At 64.7% G+C, this 24,453-nt stretch carries 17 protein-coding genes; 5 read left to right on the top strand and 12 right to left on the bottom strand.

Going from position 1 to position 24,453, the window contains the following annotated elements; genetic code table 11:
• Positions 1 to 169: 169 nt before the first annotated feature.
• The 3 genes from FKZ61_RS02755 (at position 170) to FKZ61_RS02745 (ending at position 3,057) form a co-directional block, all read left to right on the top strand.
• Positions 170 to 826: a CDP-alcohol phosphatidyltransferase family protein gene (locus FKZ61_RS02755; RefSeq protein WP_141608546.1), complete on the top strand. Its 657-nt coding sequence runs from the start codon at positions 170 to 172 to the stop codon at positions 824 to 826.
• Positions 827 to 1,096: 270 nt separating this feature from the next.
• Complete coding sequence (locus FKZ61_RS02750; RefSeq protein WP_170199156.1) at positions 1,097 to 1,666, top strand: sigma-70 family RNA polymerase sigma factor; 570 nt, start codon at positions 1,097 to 1,099, stop codon at positions 1,664 to 1,666.
• A 71-nt stretch (positions 1,667 to 1,737) separates the two neighbouring features.
• Positions 1,738 to 3,057: a LysM peptidoglycan-binding domain-containing protein gene (locus FKZ61_RS02745; protein WP_141608544.1), complete on the top strand. Its 1,320-nt coding sequence runs from the start codon at positions 1,738 to 1,740 to the stop codon at positions 3,055 to 3,057.
• A 141-nt stretch (positions 3,058 to 3,198) separates the two neighbouring features.
• Here the strand turns inward: FKZ61_RS02745 and FKZ61_RS02740 are convergent, their stop codons facing one another.
• From FKZ61_RS02740 to FKZ61_RS02715, 6 genes are all read right to left on the bottom strand, one after another.
• Positions 3,199 to 5,097, bottom strand: coding sequence for a glycoside hydrolase family 127 protein (locus FKZ61_RS02740; protein WP_141608543.1), 1,899 nt, complete (start codon positions 5,095 to 5,097; stop codon positions 3,199 to 3,201).
• A gap of 103 nt (positions 5,098 to 5,200) precedes the next feature.
• Complete coding sequence (locus FKZ61_RS02735) at positions 5,201 to 6,121, bottom strand: carbohydrate ABC transporter permease (protein ID WP_229964114.1); 921 nt, start codon at positions 6,119 to 6,121, stop codon at positions 5,201 to 5,203.
• Between the two features lie 57 nt (positions 6,122 to 6,178).
• Complete coding sequence (locus tag FKZ61_RS02730) at positions 6,179 to 7,099, bottom strand: carbohydrate ABC transporter permease (RefSeq protein ID WP_170199153.1); 921 nt, start codon at positions 7,097 to 7,099, stop codon at positions 6,179 to 6,181.
• 129 nt (positions 7,100 to 7,228) lie between these two features.
• Positions 7,229 to 8,626 carry an extracellular solute-binding protein gene (locus tag FKZ61_RS02725; protein WP_170199151.1) on the bottom strand — a complete coding sequence of 466 codons (1,398 nt, stop codon included), beginning with the start codon at positions 8,624 to 8,626 and terminating at the stop codon, positions 7,229 to 7,231.
• 420 nt (positions 8,627 to 9,046) lie between these two features.
• Positions 9,047 to 10,135 carry a LacI family DNA-binding transcriptional regulator gene (locus tag FKZ61_RS02720; protein ID WP_141608541.1) on the bottom strand — a complete coding sequence of 363 codons (1,089 nt, stop codon included), beginning with the start codon at positions 10,133 to 10,135 and terminating at the stop codon, positions 9,047 to 9,049.
• A 168-nt stretch (positions 10,136 to 10,303) separates the two neighbouring features.
• Positions 10,304 to 11,287, bottom strand: a complete 984-nt coding sequence (locus FKZ61_RS02715; protein WP_141608540.1) for a polyphosphate kinase — start codon at positions 11,285 to 11,287, stop codon at positions 10,304 to 10,306.
• Positions 11,288 to 11,609: 322 nt separating this feature from the next.
• Here FKZ61_RS02715 and FKZ61_RS02710 point away from each other — a divergent pair, with 322 nt between their 5' ends.
• Positions 11,610 to 14,279 carry a histidine kinase N-terminal 7TM domain-containing protein gene (locus FKZ61_RS02710; protein ID WP_141608539.1) on the top strand — a complete coding sequence of 890 codons (2,670 nt, stop codon included), beginning with the start codon at positions 11,610 to 11,612 and terminating at the stop codon, positions 14,277 to 14,279.
• A gap of 12 nt (positions 14,280 to 14,291) precedes the next feature.
• Here the strand turns inward: FKZ61_RS02710 and FKZ61_RS02705 are convergent, their stop codons facing one another.
• A complete protein-coding gene (locus FKZ61_RS02705) occupies positions 14,292 to 16,559 on the bottom strand; it encodes a lipid II:glycine glycyltransferase FemX (protein WP_326838554.1) in 2,268 nt (755 codons plus the stop codon).
• A 237-nt stretch (positions 16,560 to 16,796) separates the two neighbouring features.
• On the opposite strand from FKZ61_RS02705, the gene ftcD reads away from it, so the two are divergent.
• A complete protein-coding gene (gene ftcD, locus FKZ61_RS02700) occupies positions 16,797 to 17,741 on the top strand; it encodes a glutamate formimidoyltransferase (RefSeq protein WP_229964113.1) in 945 nt (314 codons plus the stop codon).
• A 288-nt stretch (positions 17,742 to 18,029) separates the two neighbouring features.
• Here ftcD and FKZ61_RS02695 read toward each other — a convergent pair whose 3' ends face one another.
• From FKZ61_RS02695 to FKZ61_RS02675, 5 genes are all read right to left on the bottom strand, one after another.
• Positions 18,030 to 19,223, bottom strand: coding sequence for a Gfo/Idh/MocA family protein (locus FKZ61_RS02695; protein ID WP_141608536.1), 1,194 nt, complete (start codon positions 19,221 to 19,223; stop codon positions 18,030 to 18,032).
• Positions 19,224 to 19,292: 69 nt separating this feature from the next.
• Positions 19,293 to 20,291, bottom strand: coding sequence for a sugar phosphate isomerase/epimerase family protein (locus tag FKZ61_RS02690; RefSeq protein ID WP_141608535.1), 999 nt, complete (start codon positions 20,289 to 20,291; stop codon positions 19,293 to 19,295).
• 181 nt (positions 20,292 to 20,472) lie between these two features.
• Positions 20,473 to 21,456, bottom strand: coding sequence for a Gfo/Idh/MocA family protein (locus FKZ61_RS02685; protein ID WP_141608534.1), 984 nt, complete (start codon positions 21,454 to 21,456; stop codon positions 20,473 to 20,475).
• Positions 21,457 to 21,483: 27 nt separating this feature from the next.
• Entirely contained in the window at positions 21,484 to 22,824 is a 1,341-nt protein-coding gene (locus FKZ61_RS02680) for an anaerobic sulfatase maturase (protein WP_211358384.1), read from the bottom strand.
• 56 nt (positions 22,825 to 22,880) lie between these two features.
• Positions 22,881 to 24,452 carry a tagaturonate epimerase family protein gene (locus tag FKZ61_RS02675; RefSeq protein ID WP_141608533.1) on the bottom strand — a complete coding sequence of 524 codons (1,572 nt, stop codon included), beginning with the start codon at positions 24,450 to 24,452 and terminating at the stop codon, positions 22,881 to 22,883.
• Position 24,453 lies beyond the last annotated feature (1 nt).

Here is a 24,453-nt window from a genome sequence, read left to right as displayed (position 1 = left end):
AGCGGCGCCTGCGTACGGGAGGAAGTGCTGGTTAATGCTTGACTTCGCCATGGGCAGCGTGTAAGATGAACCTGTATCGTCCGGAGGAGGTGGCATCAGGTCACTCCTCCACCCCCGTCGGCTTGCTTGTCTGAACTTTTTCTTGCCCATTTGGGACAGGAATGGATCCATGTTATCAAAATATGGGCGTCAACTCGCTGCAGAACCGCTGGCACGGTTGGTCGACCTTTTACACCGCTGGGGTGTCACGCCGAATGGGCTCACCTACTTCGGCTTCATCCTGACGGTGGGGACGGCCCTGGTGTTGGCGGGCGGTTACTTTCGACTGGGTGCGATTTTGTTGTTGTTCGCCGCCCTCTTCGACATGCTGGACGGCAGCCTGGCCCGCCTCACCCATCAGTCCAGCACTTTCGGCGCCTTCCTGGACAGTACCCTGGACCGCTATTCTGAAAGCGTTACCTTTCTGGCCCTCGCCTACTACTACTCCACCCGCCTTCAGACCCGCACCGAATTGGTGCTCATCTTTGTGATCCTGGTGGGCTCGCTGATGGTGAGCTACACCCGGGCCCGGGCCGAAGCCCTGAAGGTGGAATGCAAGGCGGGCATCCTCCAACGGCCAGAACGGGTGGTGTTGCTCATTTTGGGCCTCTTCACCGGCTGGATGCTGCCGATCCTCTGGATCCTGGCCATTTTCACCAACTTCACCGCGCTGCAGCGGATCTACGAGGTCTACTGGCGAACCAACCAACCCCAGGCGCCCGTGGCCAACCACGTCGCCAATTCCAAGGTGGTGAAGCCCAACGACAACTGGCCGGTTCAGGGATGATGGACAGGACCGCTTCCGCGGCCATGGGTGCGGCCACCGCCACCCCATGGCCGACAGGGGTTTCCCTCAGCCACATTCCGCCGGGAAGGGCGCCCACCCCGGCGTGGGGTGTCCATGCCTACCATCCCCCGCTCCTCCAGGCGCCCTGCGCCTGGCACCCGGTCCCTCTGCGGCCAATTTGCCTTTCACCCGAAAGCGCAAATTGGCCGTAATTTTTCCCGGCACCGGACGTCTTCAAGGGTGAGAATGCTCCGCGGACAGAATGCATCGATGAACCGAAAATCGCTGAAAGATTGTACGGAAGAAGAGTTGCTGGCGGGTGCGATCAATCTGGACGAAGCGGCCCTCAGCGAACTCTACGATCGGTACGAACTGAAGATATACAGCTATATCTACCGGCGCACCAGTGACCAGGCGCTGTCCGAGGACTTGACCGCTCAGGTTTTCCTGAAGATGTTGGAGGCCATTCGCAACGAGCGGGCCTGGCACAGTTCGTTCTCCGGTTGGCTGTATCGTATTGCCCATAACCTGGTCATCGATTATTACCGGAGCAGAGATCGGCAGAAGCAAATTTCCCTGGACGAGGCACCCTTCATGCCGGATGCACAACAGAACCCGGTACGGGCAGCCGAAATCCAGCTGACGGCGGAATATCTGCGTTCAGCCATCAACCGACTTACCGAGGAGCAGGCCCAGGTGATCAGCCTGCGCTTTCTGGAAGGATACAGCTTTGCAGAAATCGCCGCCATGATGGACAAAACAGAGGGCGCCGTCAAGGCGCTCCAGCATCGGGCTGTGAGCACCCTGCGTCAATTGCTGGCCCATGAACAATTTCAGTAGTACACCGGACAGACCAAGGAAACCCGACATCCCAAGGAGCCTACTGATCGGATCACAGCGAGAACAGTACCATGAACACCAATTCGACCACCTTTGAACCCGAACCGGAGGAGATGTTTGCCGAGGCCGTGGCACGCCTGGAAGCAGGCGAACCGGTGGAGGCCATCGTCACCGCATACCCACGCCAGCACCAGGCGGAACTGCGGGAGATGCTCGCCATCGTGGCCGCCGCGGCCGAACTTCAACGTTCGCCCGTGCCGCCACCTTCACCCGAATGGCAGGCCCGGTCGAAGCGGGAGTTCCTGCGCGCGGCTGCCACCATGCGAACCCGCTCCGAGGCCGCGCCCATCGTGGTCTCGGCCCCGCGTCGCCTGGCCAGCCGGTCCCGCTCCCCCCTGGCGACCTATCTGGAACGGGTCGTCGCGGCCATCCAAAACTTCTTCACCATCCGCACCTTGCGGCTGGCGCCCCTCATCGCGCTGCTGGCCCTGGTGCTCCTGAGCACCTCCACCCTGGTTACCATGGCCCAGGCCTCGGTACCCGGGGACCTGGCCTACAGCTTCAAGCAGTGGATCCGCAAACAGGAGCTGGAGCTGGCCCCTGCCGAAGTGCGGGAGGCCGTGCGCCTGGCCCAGGAACGAGAGCTGGCCGAAGATGTGCGCAAGGCTGCGGCCAAAGCCGACATGAACAGCGCCGTGATCCAGGCCGAAGATACCCAGATCTACTACGGCCGCAGCGGCCGTCTCCTCAAGATCGGGGGGCTGATGGTCATGGACCGCTACCAGCCGGATGCCAACGTGGAACTCTTCAAGCCCATGGAGGTGGAAGGCGAGCTGGTGCCCGGTGCCCAGGTGGCCCTGGTCTACCAGATCATGCCCGGCCAGAGCGACACCGTCCAGGGCATTCGCCTGCGGGTCCTGGATGAACCGCCGGCGCCTGTGACACCCATCGCGCCCGATGTGCCGGCCGTGGAAGACGCAGCCGACGGCGACGAAGCTGGCGCCTGCACCGTGAGCCCGCCCGAAGGGTGGCAGCCCTACAACGTCAAGGCGGGCGACAACCTGACCTTCCTGGCCCAGCGGGGCGGCGTGAGCATCGACGAGCTGAAGGCGGTCAACTGCCTGGACAGCGACACCATCCTCATCGGCGCCACCCTCTACCTGCCGGCCCAGGCGGTGGAGCAGGACGGGACCGGCCGCTACTGCGGCGCCGCCGTGCCCGAAGGCTGGGTGGCCTACGAAGTGCGCATCGGCGACAGCCTGTCGGTCCTGGCCCAGCGAGGGGAGACCACCATCTCCCTGCTCAAGGAAGTCAACTGCCTGACGTCCGACACCATCCTGTTGGGGTCCACCCTCTACGTGCCGGCAGCTGCAGCAGAATCCGCCCCGTAGAACCAGGAGCGCCCCGGCCCCTACATCAGTCATCTGGCAAAACAAACAGGCTGGCGTGGTTTCAGAGACCACGCCAGCCTGTTTCATTGTTGGGAAAGAATGCGGCAAGATGAAGCGAGGGGACCGGATTCTCCCGTCCCTTTACCCGGCCCGGGGAATCCAGACCCGCATCACGCCGGGGCCCCGGTTGGCCCAGGCGTAATACGGAACCGCTGTGAGGGCCACCGGGCTCCGCACCGGCGTCTGGCTTTCCGCCAGGGGGCGGTAGAGGGCATCGCCCCAGGGCTTGGGATCCAGCAGCTTGCCCTGGGTCTGCACCACCATCACCCCTTCCAGCAGATCTCCCCGCCAGCTGGCCTGGAGGGGCGCGTCCGGTTCGATGGCCACGTCGTGGAGGTCCACCGCGGGGTCGTGGTCGGCCTGCTCCAGGCAGTAGACCAGGGGGCCCCGCTGGATGGCCACACTCCCCCGGGTGGCGTCCACCCGAGGATGGCCGGCCACCAGGGTGGGCGCCATGGGCAGGGAGAGGTGGAGCTGGTCGCCGGCCTGCCAGACCCGGGTGACCGTCCAGTAGCCATCCGCCCGGCTTGCCGGGGCGTCGGCGCCATTGACCTGGAGGGACGGCGCCGTGCACCAGCCGGGAATGCGCAGCGACAGGCTCTGTTCATGGCCCGCGGCCTCCTCCACCGTCAGGTGCACTGCTCCCTGCCACGGGTATTCCGTCTCCAGCCGCAGCCGGAGGGTGGGCAGATTCAGGGTGCCGGCCGCGTATTGGTGGATCTGGACGCCGCTCTCATCGGCGGAGGCAAAGTAGTGGCCGATGGCCGAAAGCATCCGCATCACGTTGGGCGGGCAGCAGGCGCAGCCATGCCATTCAGGCCGCACGATGTGCTTGCGGCCCATCCAGGGCTCCTGGCCATGGCTCAACAACGGGTTGACGTAGAAGTAGCGCCGGCCGTCCAGGGAGACGCCGCTCAGGAAGCCGTTGTAGAGGGTCCGCTCCATGAGGTCGGCGTAACGCGCTTCGCCGGTAGCCAGCAACATGCGCCAGTTCCACATGATGCTGGCAATCTGGGCGCAGGTTTCACAGTAGCAGCGCTCATTGGGGAGCTCGTAGGGCTCGCCAAAGGCTTCGCCCGCGTGCTGGGAGCCCACGCCCCCGGTGATGAAGAGCTTTCGGCTTACCATGTCGTGCCACTGGCGCAGGAGGGCATCGAAGAGGGCCTGCTCGCCGGTCTCCAGGTAGATGTCGGTGACGCCGGCCGTCAGGTAGAGCTGGCGCACCGCGTGCCCTTCCACGGTGGTGGCCTCCCGCACCGGCACGTGGTCCTGGTAGTAGGCCGGAGAACCCAGCCGGTGGCCACCCAGGAGCCCCCGGCCCCGCTGGTCTACGAAGTAGCAGGCCAGATCCAGGTAGCGACGCTCGCCCGTCTCCCGGTAGAGCTCCACCAGGGCCATTTCGATCTCAGGGTGGCCGGGCGTTCCGGCCCGTTTGCCCGGGCCGAAGACGCTGTCGATGTAGTCGGCGAAGCGGCGGGAGACGTTGAGCAGCCGGTCATCGCCGGTAGCCCGGTGGTAGGCCACCGCGGCCTGGAAGAGATGGCCGGCACAGTAGAGTTCGTGGCCGTGCTGCAGGTCTGCCCAACGCCGCTCCGGCTCCACCACCTGCCAGTAGGAGTTGAGGTAGCCGTCGGGGGCCTGGGCCTCCTGGATCAGGCGGATGGCGTAGTCCGCCTTCTCGCTCAGGGAGGAATCGGGCCCCTGGGCCAGCTGGTAGGCCACCGCTTCCAGCCATTTATAGACGTCGGAATCCATGAAGACAGGTGTGCGGTAACTCCCTTCTCCCTTGCCCGCAGCCAGGAGCAGGTTGTTGAAATTGCCGAATTTCTCCAGTTGCTCAAAGCCGTGATGCAGGCTCACCCGGTGGTTGACGTCCTGCTTGTGGGCCCAGAAACCTTCACCCAGGGTGAAGCTTTCCAGGGGGATGGTCTTCCAACGTGCGTAGGGGCTGCGGGTGGTGTCAACCGGTCCTAATGCCATAAGAAGCTCCTCATTGCGATAGGGTCGAATGGTTCAATCCTTCATGCGAACAGGACAGTCGCGGGCACATCCCAGGTGGGGACGGCCAACTGGGTTGGGCAGATCAGCCCTTCAACCCGGTCAAGACGATGCCCTGGATGAAATAGCGCTGGGCGAAGAAGAAGAGCAAGACCACCGGGACGATCATGGCGGTGGAGGCGGCCATGAGCAGGTCCCAGCGGGTGCGCATGACGCTGCGGAAGGTGGCCAGGCCGATGGCCACGGTGAACTTCTCCGGCGAGTTGAGGTAGAGCAGGGGGCCGATGAAGTCGTTCCAGCCGTTCAGGAAGGTGAAGATGGCCACGGTGGCCAGGGCCGGCTTGGCCAGGGGCAGCATGATGCGTCCGTAGATCAGGAACTCGTTGCAGCCATCGATGCGGGCCGCGTCGGCCAGCTCCTCCGGCAGGGAACGGAAGAACTGGCGCAGGAGGAAGATGTTGAAGGCGCCGCCGCCGAAGAAGAAGGGCACCGTCAGGGGCAGAAAGGTGTCGATCCAGTTCAGGCGGGTAAAAATGACGAACTGGGGCACCATGAGGACGAAATAGGGCACCATCATGGTGGCCAGCAGCAGGGAAAACCAGAAATCCCGGCCGGGGAAGCGCAGGCGGGCAAAGCCATAGGCGCAGAAGGAAGCCGACCACAGGATGGCGATTTCGTTCAGGAGGACGATAAGCAGGGTGTTGGCGATGTAGCGGCCAAAGGGCTTGTAGGTCAGGGCGTCCACATAGTTTTGGAAGCGAACCGGATTGGGAATCCACTCCGGCGGAAAGACGAAGATGTCGTTCTCCAGCTTCAACGAGCTGCTCACCAGCCAGACAAAGGGCAACGCCATGACCACGGCGCCGGCCACCAGGATTAGCCACACCAGCAGACGCCACCAACGTTCACCATCGGCCAGGATGTCCACGGCCTGAGCCAGGCGAGGCCGGGTCTGCCCCACGGCCATAGAGGCGGATGCCGGGGACGCTTTACTGATTCGAGTCATCGCCGATTCTCCATGTGCCAGATCGTTGTTTCCACTGCCAGGGCATCAGGGCGAGATTCACGGGGAAATCTCATAATGCACCATGCGCCCCACATATTTGAAGACGAAGAGGGTCAGGGCCAGGATGATGAAAAAGAGAATCCAGGCCAACGCAGCGGCATAGCCCATGTCCAGGTACTCAAAGCCGTTGCGGTAGAGGTAGAGTACGTAGAACAGGGTGGCATTCTGCGGCCCACCGTTGGTCACCAGGTAACCGGCCGTGAAGATCTGAAACGAGCCGATGATCCCCATGATCAGGTTGAAGAAGATGATGGGCGACATGAGGGGAATGGTGATGTGGCGGAGCTGGGCCCAGCGGCCCGCGCCGTCGATGCGCGCGGCCTCGTAGTAGGTCTCGGGGATGCCCTGGAGGCCGGCCAGGTAAATGATCATACTGCCGCCCAGGCCCCACAGGCTCATCAGGATCAGCGCAGGCAAGGCCCATTCCGGGTCCTGCAGCCAGGGCACCTTGGGCAGCCCCAGGGCCTGGAGCAGCACGTTGAGCAGGCCAAACTCGGTGTTCAAGATCCAGGCCCACAGCACCGCGCTGGCCACCGCAGGGACAATGCTGGGCAGGTAGTAGACGGTGCGGAAGAAGGCGATCCCCCGCACTTTGGTGTTCATGAGCAGGGCCAGCAGAAAACTCAAGACCAGCCCCACGGGCACGGAAATAATGGAAAAAACGGTGGTCACCTTCAGGGATTGCCAGAAGAGCCTATCCGTGCCCATTTTCAGAAAATTGTCCGCCCCCACAAAGCGGGGCGGTCGGATCAGGTTCCAGTCGTTCACCGCCAGCCAGAGGGCCGTGACGGCCGGGAGCAGGAACCAGAGCAGGAAGCCCAAAATGAAGGGCGAAATGAAGATGTAGCCCACCAACGTGCGCCTGCCGGCCAGCGTCTGGGGGGACAGGCGATGGATCCAGTGGGTGATGGCAGTCATGGAACGGCGTCCTCCTTCCCGCGCAGGGTTCTCATGGCGTCAGGGAACAGGGGGCCACGGGACAGGGGAGCCGGACGGCCTGGCGCCCGCCCCGGCATCCGGCCACCCTGTCCGCCCCGATCCACGGGGTCAGCTCCGGGAGAGCTCTTCGCTCAGGATGGCGTTGGCATCTGGCACCGCCTGGGTCAGGGCCTCCTCGGCGGTCATGTCACCCACCCAGACCGCGTCCAGCGCCGGGGTGATGATGGCGTCCACCTTGGGATAGCCGGGCGGCATGTAAAGGACATGGCCAAAGCGGGGCAGGTATTCGGTGGCGATCTTCTCGTACTCGGGCGGGTGTACGCCTTCGGTGATCCAGGTCTTCAGCCCTTCCTCGGTCAGCAGCGCCGTCTGGCTGGGCAGCCAGAGACCGGTGCGGCAGAACTGGGTCTGGTAGAAGGGGGTGGAGAGGAAGCGAACCCACTGCCAGGCCTCTTCGGGGTGTTTCGTAGCCGCCAGGGCGCTGTGGAGATGGGCCTGCATATTGGTGGCTGGCTCCACCATCATGGGCAGCACACCCGTGCCCAGGGTAGACTCGATTTCCTTCATCCAGTCCAGCGCCCAGGAGCCATCCACGGCCATGGCCAGCTTGCCCGTGTCCAACATCTGGGTATTGCTCATGCCCAGGCTCTCCATCACGGTGGACTGGGGCATCACCTGGTGGACCAGCATCAGGTCAGCGATGGCCTGGATGGCTTCGATGGCCGGCGGCTGATCCAGGATCAACAGTTGGGTGTCCGGGTCGATCCAATCGCCCTTGTTGGATGTGATGGCGGCGTGAAGGGGGATCCACCAGGTGGGCCAGTGGACGCCCCAGCGTTCCACGTTCTCCACGTCGAAGCCGCTGTCGCCTGGATGGTTGCCGTTGGCGTCCACCGTCAACTGCCGGGCCACCTCCAGGAAGTAGTCCCAGGTCCACGCCTCATCGGGGTCGTTGCTGGGCGGCTCGATGCCTTCCGCCTCAAAGATGTCCACGTTTACGTAGAGATGGGGCGCCACCCAGCAGGAGCCGATCCCATACCAGCGGCCCTGGTAGGTGCAGCGATCCCGCTCCTGGGGCTGGATGAAGTAGTCTTCCGCCCCCAAGAGGGGATCTGCCTCCAGCTTGTCGGTGATGTCCAACAGCAGGCCGTCCCGGGCGTAGGTGCGGAAGTCGCCGCTGCCGATGAAGGCCGTGTCGGGCGGCGTGCCGGCGGCCACGTTGGCCAGGAATTTCTCCTGGTAATTCTCCGGCGTGTGGAGCCACTTCACCTTGATGCCGGGGGTTTCTTCCTCAAACTTGGCGATGGCATTGCGCACCCCCTGATCCTCGCCCGGGTTACCCCAGCCCATGAACGAGATTTCAACCACTTCCTGGGCAGCGCCCGCCTGGGCGCCCGTCTGGCTGCCGGCACCAGGTGCCGGGGAACAGGCAACCAGAGCTGACCCGGCTACGGCCAGGCCGGTCATCTGCAGGAACGTTCGTCGAGACAGCTTCCGGGTATTCATCGCTTCATCCTCCGATGTGGTGAAAGGTAAACGGGTAGAAACCCAAAACAACCCACCCCTGCATCCGGCGCCGCCTCTTGGCATCCCAGCCCGGACAATCGACCAGGCAGGGACCACCGCCTAAGGGCCATGACGGCGGTCAGGAGGCAGAGGGGATATCCCCAAAAAGGGAGCAGATGCCCAGACTGGCAGCATACCCGCGGCAACGAACCACAGTCGCCCCCAGAGGGGCAACCGCCCAATTATTCGGCCAGGTTTTGTCGCCGGCCAGTCCAGTGATACAATCGGAGGGCTGAACCAGGAGACGGCCCACGGCCGGGGCATCCACCCCGACCGGGATCGTCCCTGGTTTCAGCGCCACTTCCCCGCAGGGACCTGTCCCATCCGCCAAGATCGCGACAGGTCCCTGCCCTTTTTCTCTCACCCATCCTCCCGGCAGCGGGGCACGAAGCGCTCGTGGGGGAAGGCATCCGCCGTTGGCGACGTACTGGTCCAGCGCGGCGGGTTCGGATTGCCCCCACAGGAGGAACGCACGTAGAGCCGGCCAGGGACCTTTTCTTCGTCCACATCTCCCTGGGCGCCTTCAAGCTTCTCCCACAAGATCTCCGCTGCCCGCATGCCCATCCGGTACGCGGGCAGGCTGACCGTGGTGATGGGCGGACGAACTCGTCCGGTGAACTCCTGATTGTCGTAGCCCACTACAGCAATGTCCTGAGGCACCCGCAGGCCGGCATCCTGGATGGCGTAGATCGCGCCCAAAGCGATCCAGTCGTTGGCCGCGAAGATGGCCGTGGGCCGCTCGGGCAGGGCCAGAAGCTGCCGACAGGCCTCGTAGCCACCGGGTGCCTCCCAGGTGCTAAGCTGGACGTAGGCCGGATCGGGGTGAAGACCGGCTGCGGCCATTTCATCCAGGTAGGCTGCCAGCCGCCGCTCCGCCGGGTGCCAGCCCTCTGGCCCCCGGATGTGGGCAATGCGCTGATGGCCCAGCCCCAACAGGTGGCGGACCGCCAGGGCGGCGTTGTTGTAGTCGTCCGGCACCACCGAATTCTGGATGGAGGAATCGAAGAGGCGGTGGACAAAGACGTAGGGCTTGCCCGAGCGCTCCAGCTCGTCGGTGACCTTGCGATAGACTGACTCCACAAAGACGAAGCCATCCACCGGCCGGCTGATCAGGGTGGCGATGGCGTCCTTCTCCAGGGCCTGGCTGCGGTCGGTGTTCACCACCAGCCCCAGGTACTCATGACGGGTCAACACATCCTGCACCCCGCGGACAATCAGCGGGCTGAAGGGCGTGACGATGTCATCTACGATGATGCCGATGGTATGGGTGCGGTCGGTGCGCAGGCTGCGGGCCATCCAGTTGGGCCGATAGCCCATCTCCGCCGCCAGCCGCTTGATGCGCTGCCGGGTTCGCTCGCTCACCGGGTGGTCACTGTTATTCAAGACTCGGGAGACGGTGGCGATGGAGACATTGGCCGCGCGCGCGATCTCCTCCAGGGTGACGGGCATAGGCAAACCTGAAATTGGCCAGACAGAAAGGATTTAGGAACCTGGGGGTAAACGTTTACCGCAGAACTGTATGCTAGTATACAAATAAATTTTCAGGTTGTCAACCCCGAAAAATTTATTCAAAATACCTAAAATTTTATTGAAATGGGGCTGTTCAGCCCCTATCCCTCAGGGCTGACGGCCGGCCAGGCAACGGGCGGCAAACTCAGCGAAATGGCCCAGGCACATGAGCTCCAGGGGCAGGGTATAGCGGAAGACGTTGGTCATGGGCACGTGGAGGTGATCTACCAGCCAGCTGAGCATGGCCGGCGCCATCTCCTCCTCCACGTCCAGCCGGACTACCGGCTGAAAGGAGAGGCGGCGGGGACGGGCCGGGGAGCCGTTGAGGGAGGTCGCGAGGCCATTGGGCGGCTGTGCCCGCAGCAGCCGGAAGTAGTGAACCCGCTGGATGGGCATGCCGGGAAAGAGCTGGTACACGAAATGGCGTACCAGGTCACCGCTCCAGACGCAAATTTGCGCGGCAGGCCCCGAGCCCACGGGGTCGTTCAGTTCGGCCGGCAGCTTGAGCAGCCGGGGGGTGATCCGGGGAATCTTCACCCGGGCAAAGAGGCTTCCCCCTTCGTAGGGGCTCACACCCGGCTTTCGCATCTGCACCAGCAGGTTCAGGCTGTCGCTGCTGATGAACGGAAAGGGGTGGCCCGGATCCACAGCCAGGGGGGTCAACAAGGGGTAGACCCGGGTGGAGAAGTAGCTGTGAAGCCAGCCCTGCTGGGCCGGAGTAAGCTGACTGACGGGGAGGATGCGGAAGCCATGCTGCTGGAGTGCGGGCAGCAGGGAAAACTCCAGCAGCCGGGCCGCCTGGGTCACCAAGAGGCGCACCCGGCCCGGCAGGGCCGCAGCCAGCTGCAGGTCATCCGCGCCGCCGGATGCGCCCGCCCGGGTGAGGCCGGGCAGATGGACCACGAACAGCTCGTCCAGGGCGCGAGCAAAGGCGCCCAACGCGGTCAGCCGCGCTGGGAGGGGCAGGGACTCATCGGAGGCCCGGGTCAACAGCTCGGTGCTGTTGCGCAGCCAGGTGGGCAGTACCATGCCTTCCCCGGCCAGGCGGCGGAGTTCATCCAGGGTAGAGTCGGGTAGGGTTTCCTCGTTCATCGCGGCAACCGATCCAACGGCAAGGGGATTCCCAGGCGTGTACTATCCTGCCATTCTACTCCAAGGGCCCATCGGCTGGCAACTGCCCCGCAAACCCCAGATACCTGTACAACGCGGCTTTCCGCTTCCGGATGAAGCCGGCATTTCCGTCTTTTGTGGCAGTCTGGCATCGCCATTTGTCGTTACCTCGGACCGGAGATTTGGGGTACAATGGCGGCAAAAGGAGCAGCCGTTTACAAAGATGACAGGTGTACGCTGACCGACACGTGACTTTATCCCAACGTTCTCATTTCCATCATTGCGCAAACAGGAAACCGATTGCATGAGCGGGCAAGTCTCTCTCCTGTTGCTGCCGCTCCTCATGGGCGCGGTTATCTCCATCACCCTCACCCTCTATGCCTGGCCCCAGCGCGCCGTCATCGGCTCGCGCACCTTTGCCTATCTGACCGCCACCCTGGCCGTGGGCATTCTGGCCTATATCGTCCAGGCCTACTCCCACGAGTTGGCGGTCAAGGCGGCCTGGCACGGGCTGACCGTACTCTCGTTTACCGGGGTGGCCATCCTCTGGTTCGTCTTTGTGCTCCAGTTCTCCGGCTTCGACCATCGCCTGCCCCGGTGGGCCTACGGCGCATTGGCGGTGCCGACCCTGGTGATGATCTTCCTCCTGTGGACCAACCCCCATCACGGCCTGGTCGCCAGGGGATATGTCCTCTTTCGAGAGGGGGAACTCACCATCCTGGACTTCCAGTACGGACCTGCCTTGCTGGCCTACCTCGGCTACTGCTACCTGTTGGTGGCCATCAGCGGCCTGATCCTGATCGACAATATCCGGCGGGGGGATGGTTTTTACTACCGGCGCCAGAGCCTTCTCTTCCTCATCGCCATGTTCATCCCCTGGATCGGGGACATCCTCTACCTGAACCAGGTGGGCATCCTGGCCCGGACGGGCGACCCGGGTCCGTACACCTTCAGCGCCAGCATCCTGTTGGTGGCCTGGGGCCTCTTCCGCTACCGCATCCTGGACATCACGCCCGTGGCCCGGGAGACGGTCTTCCGCAGCATGACCGACGGCGTGATTGTGCTGGATGCCCGGCGCCGGATCGTGGACATGAACCCCGCCGCCGAACAGATCCTCCAGACCAGCCTCCACAGTCTGTTGGGTCGCCCCATCGACCGCGTCCCCTTCTTCGAAGGCTACCCCATCCAGGATGACACCACCGGCCAGCTGGCCATGGGTCAAGGCCCCGGAACCCGCTGGTATGATGTACGGGTCACGCCCTTGCAAAAGGAGCAGACGTCCACCGGTTCCCTGCTGGTGCTGCGAGACATCACCGAAAGCCGGGCGGCCCAGCAGTTGCTCCAGCAGGCCAAGGAGGCTGCCGAGGAATCTGCCCGGGCCAAGACGGCTTTCCTGGCCAACATGAGCCATGAGATCCGCACACCCATGAACGCAGTCATCGGCCTGACCACTCTGCTGCTGGATACCCGGTTGTCCCCGGAACAGCGGGACTTCCTGGAGATTATTCGCTCCAGCGGGGAAGCCCTGCTGGCCGTCATCAACGACATCCTGGACTTCTCCAAGATCGAGGCTGGCCATCTGGAACTGGAGCGGATTCCCTTTTCCCTCCGGGGCTGTGTAGAGGATGTCCTGGACCTGTTTGCACCCCAGGTGGCCCGCAAAGGCCTGGACCTCTGCTATGAGCTGGAGGCCGGCGTGCCGGAGACGGTGGTGGGCGATCCCAACCGGCTGCGACAGATTCTGTTGAACCTGATCAGCAACGCCTTTAAATTCACCGACCAGGGAGAGATCGTGGTCACGGTGAACGCCGTCGATAGCGGCGAGGGCCATATCCTCCACTTTTCGGTGCGGGACACGGGCATCGGCATCCCCCGGGATCGCCTCAAGCGCCTCTTCAAATCCTTCTCCCAGGTGGATGCTTCCACCACCCGCCGCTACGGCGGCACAGGCCTGGGCCTGACCATCAGCCAGCGCCTGGCCGAGCTCATGGGCGGGCGCATGTGGGTGGAAAGCCAGGAGGGGGTGGGCACGGTCTTCCACTTCCTCATCAAGTCGCCCCACCTGGCCCAGGACACGGCTGCCGCCCAAGCAGACGAAGCCCCTGTCACGGCCATTCAGCCCCATCAGGCCCGGGAACGGCTGGCCAGCCTGGGGGTGTTAGTGGTGGAAGACAATGCCACCCAACGGGCTATCTTACAACGTCTCTTGCAGAGCTGGGGGTGCCGGGTGGATGCCTGTGCCGATGGCGAGCTGGCCCTACAACAGCTTCGGGAGGCGCCCCAGGGCTACGACGTGGCCCTGCTGGACGGGCAGCTACCTGGCATCAACAGCCTGGAATTGAGCGAGAGATTACAACAGGAAACTTCACCCCAGGGGATAACCATAATCCGATACTCCGCCGTGGGCCAGGCAGGGAACCAGGGAGAAAATGCCCCGGACGGGCACGAGACGGTGCTGACCAAACCCATCAAGGCAGCCCCGCTCTTCCAGGCCCTGTGCGCCGTCCGGGAGAGTCAGCCGGCGAAGCGTCCGGCCACATCCTCAGCCACATCTCCGGCGCAGAGTCTGCCGGCGACCCTGGCCAACCAACACCCCCTCAACATCCTGCTGGCCGAGGACAACCTGGTGAACCAGAAGGTGGCCCTTCAGCTCCTGCGCCGGATGGGCTATCGGGCCGACGTGGCCGCCAACGGTGCCGAGGTGCTGGCGGCCCTCTCCAGGAAGTCGTACGATGTCATCCTCATGGATGTCCACATGCCCGAGGTGGACGGTCTGGAAGCCACCCGGCAGATCCGGACCCGCCTGCCCGGCGAGCGCCAGCCCTACATCATCGCCATGACCGCCAGCGTCCTGACCAGCGACCGGGAGGCCTGTCTGCAAGCGGGGATGGACGACCACGTGGGCAAGCCCGTTCGGCTCCCGGACCTGATCGAGGCCCTGCGCAAGGCGGCCAACGGCCACCGAACCCACTGACCGGCCCCGGGCTCAGGTCGTCTGGCGGCCCCGCCAGCGCATCAGAGCCAGCAGCCAGGGCATGCCCTGGACGTAGAGCCGGTAGAGCCACGGCTGCACGGCGTAGTCCCAGGCGCCCACATGGGGCTGGAATTCGGCGCCAAATCCCTGCTTGAAATACCAGACCCCCTGCATAGCATCGTCGGGATCGTCCAGGCAGGTGGGCGCCCCCCACCAATCGTACCAGGTGCATCCCTCTTGCCGGGCCCAGCGCATGGCCTCCCACTGGAGGAGATAGTTGGGCATATCCCGCCGCCGGCGGCTGCTGCTGGCGCCGTAGAAGTACCAGCATCGCTCGCCGTACCGCATGAGAAAGACGCCGGCCAGGGGCTCTGTTTCTTCTGGGTGTTCGGCCAGCAGCAACACACCTCCGGCCGGGTTCTGGGCATCGGCCTGGGCCTGCAAAAAGGTCAGCCAGGCCGTCTCGTAGTAAGCGTAGGGCCGCACCAGAAACCCATCCCGCCGGGCCGTCTCGGCATAGAGGGCATAGAAAGCGGGCAAATCCGCCGCCCCGCCCTGGCGAATTTCGATGCCCCGGCGCTCGGCCAGCCGAATGTTGTAGCGCCACTTGCTCTTCATCTGGGCCAGCAGTTCTGCCTCATCCGGCCGGAGGTCCGTATAGGCCGTGTTCTTGAACTGGATCTGCTCCTGGCTGAAGCGCCACCCCCGCCGGCGCAGGGTCCGGATCAGCTGCTGGCCGGCGGGCCTGTCCTCCCGCACGTCGGGATCGATCTTCACCAGCAGGCATCGATGCTGGCGAGCCACCGCCTCCACCTGGCCCAACAGGATGTCGACCAAACCCGGCTCCTCCCAGTCCAGCAGGGGCCCCTTGGGCACATAGCCGATGCGCAGGGGGAGAAAGGGCAGCGGCTGGCGCCAGAGAAACTGGAAGGCGCCCTGGGGACGATCCCCTTCCCCCGTCAACACAAAACGACCGGCGTTCCAGCCGGTCTGGCGTTTGACCTCTCCCCACTCCCAGCTCTGGAGCACGTGGGGATCCGGCAAGTTGGCCAGCACCCAGCGCCAGCGCACCGGGTCGGTCACCGGCACCACCCGTGTAGAGAGCCCTGGGCTACGCGGCATGTGGCGACGGAGCAGCGCCATGCCTTCCTGGCGGATTCCCTTCCGGGCTACGGCCAGGCGTGCCCCCTGGAGGGCCACACCCGCCTGGTAGAGCCGGGCCCCCACGGGCTGCAAGGGCCGGTCCCAGGCGCCAACCCAGCGGACCACGTGGCCCCCGAACCCCTGCTTGAAGCGGTAGACGCCCCACAGCCCTTCACCGGGCAACTGTTCCAGATCCACGGGCAACTGTTCGGCAGGGACAGGCTGGCCGCGCCCCCCATCCAGCCCATAGGCCACCTGGCCCAGCTCATCGGGGATGCCCCACAGGTCGTAACGGCGGGCGCCCCGCTGCCGCGCCCACCGGATGGCAGCCCACTGGAGCGCGTGGTTGGGCATGCGGTTGCGCTCCCGGTTACTGCTGGCCCCCCACACGTAGTAGGCGGTGTCGCCGCTCAACAATACCACAATGGCGGCCAGGGGCTCTCCCTGGTATTCGGCCAGAAGGAAGACGCCGGACTCGGGCACGAAGAGGTCAAAGGCAGCCGTGTAGTACTCAGGTGCATGCACGCCAAAGCCGTCCCGCTCGCCGGTCTCGGCCATCAGGGCGTGGATGTGGGGCAGGTCCGCCCGGGTGGCCTCCCGGACCGTCACCCCTTTGCGGGCGGCGAGGCGAATGTTATAGCGCCACTTGCTCTTCATCCGTTGGAGGATGGCCTCCTCCTCGCCCTGGATGTCCAGGACGATGGTACTGCGGGGCTGGACCGTGTGCTGACTGGGCTGGAAGCCCTGGCCCGCCAGCAGGGCGCGGTGCTCAGGTGTATCCACCAGGCCCGGCTCGATCTTGAGCACAGCGGCCCGGTGTTGGCGGCAGCATGTTTCCAGCGCAGCCAGGAGGGCGGCGGTGAGGGCCGGGTCGGTCCAATCGGTCACGGGCCCCCGGGGCACATAGGCCAGAGTCAGGCCGGCCATCCGCCGGAACAGCACGGAGGCCCCGGCCCGCAGGGTACCATCTGGATCGCCCACCGCCACACACGCACCCCACCAGCCAAAGCGGCTCTTCAGGCAGCGCCACCGGCTGCTCTGCAGGAAGTGGGCGGCGGGATGGCTGGACATAAAGCGATCCCAACGGGCATCGTCGGGTTTGTACACGGAGTAGCAGGTCTCTATCGCCGGTTTCATGGCTGCTATGATACCATATCTTGCCAGATCGGCCGGTTCATCCGGCCCCATGTTCGGTGTCGCCAGGACCGGAAGGTGCGCCGGTTCCCGTAGGGGCGGGCACGGGGGCCCGCCCCATGTCGCCAGCCCCGGACGGATGCAGGGGCGACGACGCATATGCAGCTCGGAGCTATGCCTGCGACGTGGTGGCGGTGTCTCGCAAAAATCGCAAGTCAATCCAGGGAGAAAGGAAGAACTGTGAACGTCCAACACGACCGAGAAGACCTCAATCGCGGGGCAGAAGATGTACTCATCGAAGCTGTCCCCAACTTCTCCGAAGGCCGCCGTCCAGAGGTGGTCCAGTCCATCCTCCAGGCGATCCAGGTGCCGGGCGTCCTGCTGCTGGACTGGAGCAGCGACAGCGATCACAACCGCACAGTGGTCACCATCGCCGGGCCGCCGGACGCGGTGGTGGAGGGGCTGTACCGGGCGGTGGAACGGGCGGCGTCCCTGATCGACATGTTCCAGCATCGGGGTGCCCACCCGCGCCTGGGGGCCACCGACGTGGTTCCCCTCATCCCCATCCAGAACATCGACCTGGCGGGCTGTGTGGCGCTGGCCAGGGACCTGGGCCGGCGCATCGGCGAGGAGCTACACCTGCCCGTCTACCTATACGAAGCGGCCGCCACCCGCCCGGAACGGCGCAACCTGGCCGATGTGCGCCGGGGCGAATTTGAAAAGCTGGTGGAGGAGATTCACCTGCCCGAACGGCAGCCGGACTTTGGCCCGGCCCAGGTGGGCCCGGCCGGGGCGGTCATCGTGGGGGCACGGCCGTTCCTCATTGCCTACAACTTCTACCTGCAGACCGACGATGTGAAGGTGGCCAAGGCCATTGCCCGGGCCATCCGGGAGAGCAGCGGCGGCTTCCCCGCGGTGAAGGCCATGGGCCTGCTGGTGGACGGCCAGGCCCAGGTGAGCATGAACCTGGTGGATTACACCCGGACGCCCCTCCACGTGGTGATGGATGCGGTGAGCCGCCTGGCCGCCGAACATGGCACCGCCGTCGACCGCAGCGAACTCATCGGTCTCATCCCCCAGGAAGCCATGCTCCAGGCGGCGGCCCATTACCTGAAATTGCCCAACTTCGACCGGCTGCGGGTGGTGGAGAACGCCATCCAGGCAGCCCGGAGCGGGAAGGCATAGTGTGGTAGGGGGGCCCCCCGTGCTCGCCCGTTGTCCCCAGGCCCCGACAAACGCTGGCACCCCAGCGATCCGGCCACCGCTGGCGGGCCAGAGGCCCGCCCTACGTCCCGTTGTATCCAAACGCACAGGCGGCCCTTGCCGTAGGTGCGGTCTCCGGCCGCACAATGGTGCCAGACCTGTAGAGGTGGCTCCCAGCCGACCGCTGTCCTCAGGACCCAGGCAGGTGAAGGGGCGGCAGTTCGCAGATGAACTGCCGCCCCCCTGCATTTCGGTCTGGAAACCTGAACCTCAGTACTTGCAGTCCACCTGGCGCTTGTTCTCGGCCGACTCCAGGATGGCGTCGCAGACCACCGCGGCCCGGTAGCCGTCCTCAAAGTCCGCGCCGATGGGCGCGACAGGCTTGTCGTTGACGATGCAGTCCAACAGGTGGGTGATCTCGTGGACGAAGGTGTGCTCCCAGCCGATGATGTGCCCCTGGGGCCACCAGTTCTCCCACCAGGGATGGTAGGGCTCTGAGACCAGCACGTTGTGGAAGCCCTGGGTTTCCTTGGGCTCTTCGCCCACCCAGAAGACCTCCAGCTCATTCAGCCGCTCCAGGTTGAAGCGGATGCTGGCCTTCTCGGCGTTGATCTCGATCACCTGGCTGTTCTTGCGGCCGGCGGCAAAGCGGGTCGCCTCCAGGGTTCCCAGGGCACCGTTTTCGAACTCCACCACTGCGGCGAAGGCGTCGTCCACATCCACCGTGCCCATGGTGCCGTCGGGCCAGGGCCGTTCCTTGATGAAGGTCTTGGTCATGGCGCTCACCGAGCTGATTTCCCCTACCAGATAGCGGCCCAGGTCGATGATGTGGGCGCCCAGGTCGCCCAGCGCGCCGCTGCCGGCCACCTTCTTCTGGAGGCGCCAGATCATGGGCAGGTTGTAGTGGGGCATGACCCATTCCTGCAGGTAGACGGCCCGAAAGTGGTAGATCTGGCCCAGCAGGCCGCTGTCCACCAGCATCCGGATCTGGCGGATGGCGGGGACGAAACGGTAGTTGAAGGCCACCATATGCTTGATGCCGGCCTTCTGGACCGCGTCCAGCATGGTCTTGGCCTCCTCGGCCGTGCGGGCCAGGGGCTTTTCACAGAGGATATGCTTGCCTGCCTGGGCGGCCTGGATGCAGGGCTCGGCGTGGGCGTCGTTGGGGCCGCCATTGTCGAAGAGCTGGATCTCGTCGTTGGCCAGCATCTCCCGCCAGTCGGTGTAGTAGTGGGCGTAGCCGAAGCGCTTGGCCGCCTCGGCCACGGCTTCCTCGTTGCGGCCGCAGATGCCCACCAGCTTGGGGATGGCCGGCGGCGGGTACATCATGTACGGAATCTTGCGCATGGCGTTGCTGTGGGCCTTGCCCATGAAGGCGTAGCCCAGCATGCCAACACCGATCTCAGGGGCCTGCCCCTCGGTGCGGCCGGCTGCCATGGAGGTGAAACCGGATCCTTCTGCCATGGGATCATCTCCTTGTTTGAGAGTATCTGTTGTTTTCTGATTCCAGCGACACCCCTACGACCCGTGGGGCTATTCCTTGGCGAAGGCGGCGTCAAAGGCCACGGCCGACGGGGCAAAGTCGGCCTTGCGCACCACCTGCAGCGCCTCCTGCGCGCCGAACTCCCGGTCCATGCCGCTGTCCTCCCACTCGATGGAGAGGGGACCCTGGTAGCCGATCCGGTTCAGCGCCCGGATGATGGGATCCCAGCGAACGTCGCCATGGCCGGGCGAGACAAAGTCCCAGCCCCGGCGATGGTCGCCGAAGTCCAGGTGGGAGGAGAGGATGCTGTTGCGGCCGGTGAGCTGCACCCGGGAGTCCTTCACGTGGACGTGGAAGATCCGATCCGGGAAGGCGTTGATCAGCTCCACCGGGTCGATGAACTGGTGGATCAGGTGGCTGGGGTCGAAGTTGATGCCGAAGGCCGGGTGGTTGTTGACGGCCTTCAGGGCCCGCTCGAAGGTGATGATGTCGTAGGCGATCTCGGTGGGGTGAACTTCCAGGCCGAACTTGACTCCCTGCTCCTGGAAGGTGTCCAGGATGGGAATCCAGCGGTCGGCGAAGTCCTGGTAGCCGGCGTCGATGTCCGCCTGGCTGGTGGGCGGGAAGAAGTAGAGCTTGGCCCAGACGCTGCTGCCGGTAAAGCCATTGACCACGTCCACGCCAAACAACTTGGCAGCTTTGGCCGTGTTTTTCATCTCCTCGGCAGCCCGCTGGCGCACGCCCTCGGGATCGCCGTCCCCCCAGAGGCGGGGCGGCAGGATGGCCTTGTGCCGGTTGTCGATGGGGTCGCAGACACACTGGCCCACCAGGTGGTTGCTGATGGCGAAGCACTTCAGGTTGTACTTCTCCAACAGATCCCGCTTTTCCCGCACGTAGCTGTCCTTTTCCAGGGCCTTGTCCACCTCAAAATGGTCGCCCCAGCAGGCCAGCTCCAGGCCGTCAAACCCCCACTCACTGACCTTCTGGGCCAGGGTCTCCAGGGGCAGATCGGCCCACTGTCCGGTGAATAAGGTCACAGGTCGTGGCATGATTTTCCTCCTATGTCTAGTAACAGTGCGATGGTAACGGTTTCAGCACTTCACGATGGTTGCCCATTGGCGGAGGGAGTGGCGCCCATGATTCCGTAGGTCCGGTTTCCCTACCGGACACGCGGTCACGCATGACAACGTGACCTACTGTGCCGCTTGATTCGGCGATCGGTATTGCCCGTCACGCAGAACTCTGGACGACCTGGCCCGTCTCGAAGGAGCGGACCACGTCGAAGACGATGGACAGGGACTTGATGTTGTCCTGGCAGGTGGTGGCCGGCGTGGTGCCCTGGGTGACAGCCTGGTAGAACTCCTGGAGCAGGTAGTCCTGGCCTTCCAGGGGCATGGCCACCGGCTCCACCTGAATCGGCTCCTGGCCCGTACGCTGGATGTAGACCTGATCATCCTCCATGACCACCACCCCGCGGGCGCACTCGAAGCGCCAGTTGGCGTTCCAGCTGATCTCCCGGGCCTGGGAGCACCAGGAGCCGGTGTAGGAGATGACCACGTTGTCGGCAAACTCCAAAGTGACAGCGGCGGAGGCATCCCCCTTGAACCAGCTCCACGGCGGGTTCCAGCTCTTGCCGTAGACAGCCACCGGGTTCTTCTCCAGGAAGAAACGCATGAGATCAAAGTGGTGGATGGACATGTCGATGATCAGGGGGTAGGCCATCTCTTCCCGGAAGCCGCCAAAGTGGGGCCCCCGGAAGAACTCCACCGTGGCCGAGCCGATGGGACCCAGATCCTCCGTGGCCAGGGCCCGCTTCAGGGTCTGGGTGGCCCGGCGGTAGCGGTAGTTCTGGGCCACCATGTGGAGCACCCCCGTGCTCGTGGACTTCTCCACGATGGCCAGGGCGGACTCCAGGGTGTCGGCCAGGGGCTTTTCCGACAGCACGGGCAGGCCGGCCTCCAGCGCGATCAGGGAGATCTCTTTGTGAAACTGGGGCGGCGTTACGTTGATGACCCCGTCGGCTTCCACCTGCTTCAAAGCTTCGTCCAGGGACTTGAAGACCGGCACACCCTGGAGCCCGAACTTCTCCACCTGCTGGGCGGCGATGGCGTCGTTCACTTCCACCAACGCGGCAAAGGTCACATGGGGCGAGGCCAGCACAGCCCGCAGCCAGGTACCGCCCATGCCTCCGATGCCGACCTGGATGACTTTCATGGCAGGCAATGTTCCTTTCGATGGATGTCAGCTTCTGGAAGCGACCTTTACCCCGCGGCCATGGCAGTGCTTGAACTTGCGGCCGCTGCCACAGGGGCAGGGATCGTTGCGTTGGGCCCGGGCCAGGCGCCGCTGCAGCTCCGCCTCCTCCCGGGCCAGGATGCCCATGACGTTGGCCGGCGGCCGGTGGGCCTGCAGCTCCGCGGCCATGATGCGCATGGGCCGGTCGATGTGGTTGAAAAAGAGCCGATAGCCTTCGCACAGGTAGTTCAGGCCGGGCTCGCCGTCGGGCGTGGTGATGAAGCGGTTCTTGGGGCAGCCGCCGTTGCAGACGAAGCGCACTTCACACTCCCGGCAGTAGCGAGGCAAGGTCTCCCGCTTGTCCAGGCCGAACTGGCGCTGTTGAGGCGAAGCCACCATCTCCACCAGGGGAATCTCCTGGATGTTGCCCAGGCGGTAGTTGGGCTCCACAAAGTGGTCACAGGAGTAGAGATCGCCGTTGTGCTCCAGGGCCAGGGCATTGCCGCAGGTCTCTTCGAAGACACAGAGGCCGGGCCGATGGCCGGACCAGGCCGCCAACGCCACGTCGAAGATCTGGACGAAGACCCGGCCCACATCCCGGCGTACCCATTCGTCGAAGATGGCGCAGAGGAACTCACCATACTGGCGGCCGGTGACCGAACGTTCGGTGACCCGGTCCCCCTCCTGGAAGCCGGTGCCGTTGTCCCGCTCCACGATGGGGATGAACTGGATGAAGCGAGCGCCAGCCTCGTCCCGCAGGAAGCGATAGACCCGCAGGGGATGGGGGGCGTTGGCCGCGTGGACGGTGGTGAGGACGTTGAACTCCACCCGGTGCTTCTTCAGGATCTCCAGGCCGGCCATCACCCGGCGGAAGGTGGGCTGGCCGCCCTTGTCCACCCGGTAGAAGTCGTGGATATCCTCCGGCCCGTCGATGCTGATGCCGATGAGGAAGTCGTGCTCGTGGAAGAAGCGTCCCCAGTCGTCGTTGAGGAGCACGCCGTTGGTCTGGAAGGCGTTGTAGATGCGCATGCCCGGCTTGCGGTACTTCTGCTGGAGCTCCACCGCCCGCTTGAAGAAGTCCAGCCCCATCAGGGTGGGCTCACCGCCCTGCCAGGCAAAGGTCACCTCCGGCACCTGCTGGGCTTCGATGTACTGGCGGGTGTACTCCTCCAGCAGATCCTCGCCCATGCGGAAGCGGCTGCCCGGGTAGAGGGCCTCCTTGGAGAGGAAGTAGCAGTACTTGCAATCCAGGTTGCAGATAGCGCCACGCGGCTTCATCATCACGTGGAAGGCGGGCGGCGGCACCGGGGCAGTTCCGGCGCTGGGCATGGTCTTGACCGATTCCATGGTGGATTGGCTCCCTGGCTACCACGGACGGATGTTCCCGGCCGTGATAGCCCCAGTTACCCTGCGAATGGCGCGAAATGTCGACAGAAGTGGCGCTCCAGCATTTCGCTGTAGGTTTCCTCATGGGTGCGCAGCGCGGTGAAGAACGGCTCCCGGAAGGGAGGATGGTTCAACACCGAGCCAAAGGTCACGTGCAGGATCTCCCGCGCGTGGAAATCGTTCAACAGTTCGGGCAGGCGGTCATCGGGCCAGCCGGCGATGTCGGGCATCTTCTCCAGCTCGGCGGAGACGTGGTAGGAAGCCCGGTCGGTGGGGTAGCGCTCCCGGGCAAAGGCCACGATCTGGCGGAAGAGGTCGGGCGCCATGGCCGCGATGGCCCGCAAGGCCTCCAGATAGCTGGTCCCCGCGGTCTTCAGATGGACCAGGTCGCCGGCCACCCGGCTGGCGATGGGGTAGATGCTGAACTTGTCCGACCCGGAGTGGAGGCTCAACTTGTAGGGGCCAAAGGTCCGGGAGACGGCCATATGCTGGGCGATGGACTGCTCGAAGGCGTCCAGGTCGCCGATGTAATCCACCCCTTTTTCGAAGGTGCCCACGTAACGAGGGGCCAGGCTCACGCAGCGCACGCCCAGACGTTGGAGCTCGGCGGCGATGTAGACGTGTTCGGCCAGGGAAGTGACCGTGGCGGTCTCGTCCACACTCATCTCCAACTCGAAGGGGCGCTCGCCCATGGCCCCGGCCAGGTGGCGGTACATGGTCACCGTGTGGGCTACGGCCCGGCCATACTTGGCCGCCGCGCGCCACAGGGTCTCCCGATCCAGGGTCACCTTCAGGGTGCCCAGGTCGATGGGGCGGTCGGCCAGCCGCGCGGCCAGGTCGGCCGGCGAGCTGTCCAGCACGTCCCAGGGCAAGGCATCCACCCTGGCCTCCAGCGCGGGGAAGGCCGCGGTGTTGGCTTCATCGTCCACATGATCGCCCGGATCCACCGTGTAGAAGGTATAGCCGGCCGCGGCGCAGATGTCCACGTCCGCCAGGGTCTTGAGGTGATCGGCGTCGGCGCCGAAGCCAGCGCGCCACCCTTCCTGGAAGACGCCCCACATGGCGTCGTCCATGACCTCCTGGGGGGTGCGCCCGGTGCGGGCATTTTCCCGGATGGACTGCTGGGCGAAGATGGGCGCCATGGCGGCGTCTTCATCCCGGCCGAAGGTAGCCCGCAGGGCGCGTATGTGGCCGGGGGTGGCCAGGCCCAGGCGGTCACCGCAGCCGGCGGACTTACGCAGCCCCAGAGGGCGGGCCACCAGGTAGGGCAGCAGGGTCCGCAGGGCCGCGGCATTGGCCCCGGTGGTCGGCGCTACGGTGAGCTGGAGGGTGCGCCCATCCACCTGCACCTGGCTGTGCTGTCCGGTGAAGCGTTGCCCCAGGCCGGCATCGGCGCTGAGGCAGCCCAGGAATTTGTCCAGGCCCCGGCGCATCAGAAAAAAGAGACCGCCATGGGCAGCGGCCAGGGAACGGGGGTAGACCTGGCCTTGAGCCAGCTCCCCCAGGGCGCCCGCCACAGCAGCGGCTGCCTCTTCGGCCAGGGGCGGCGCCAGTTCCACCTGGTCCAACCAGGGAAGGAGCTCGGTCATC

Origin of the sequence: Litorilinea aerophila (genome assembly GCF_006569185.2) — a bacterium.
GTDB lineage: Bacteria > Chloroflexota > Anaerolineae > Caldilineales > Caldilineaceae > Litorilinea > Litorilinea aerophila.
The sequence above is the reverse complement of the archived record's forward strand: the minus strand, read 5'-3'. Positions and strand labels throughout refer to the sequence as shown.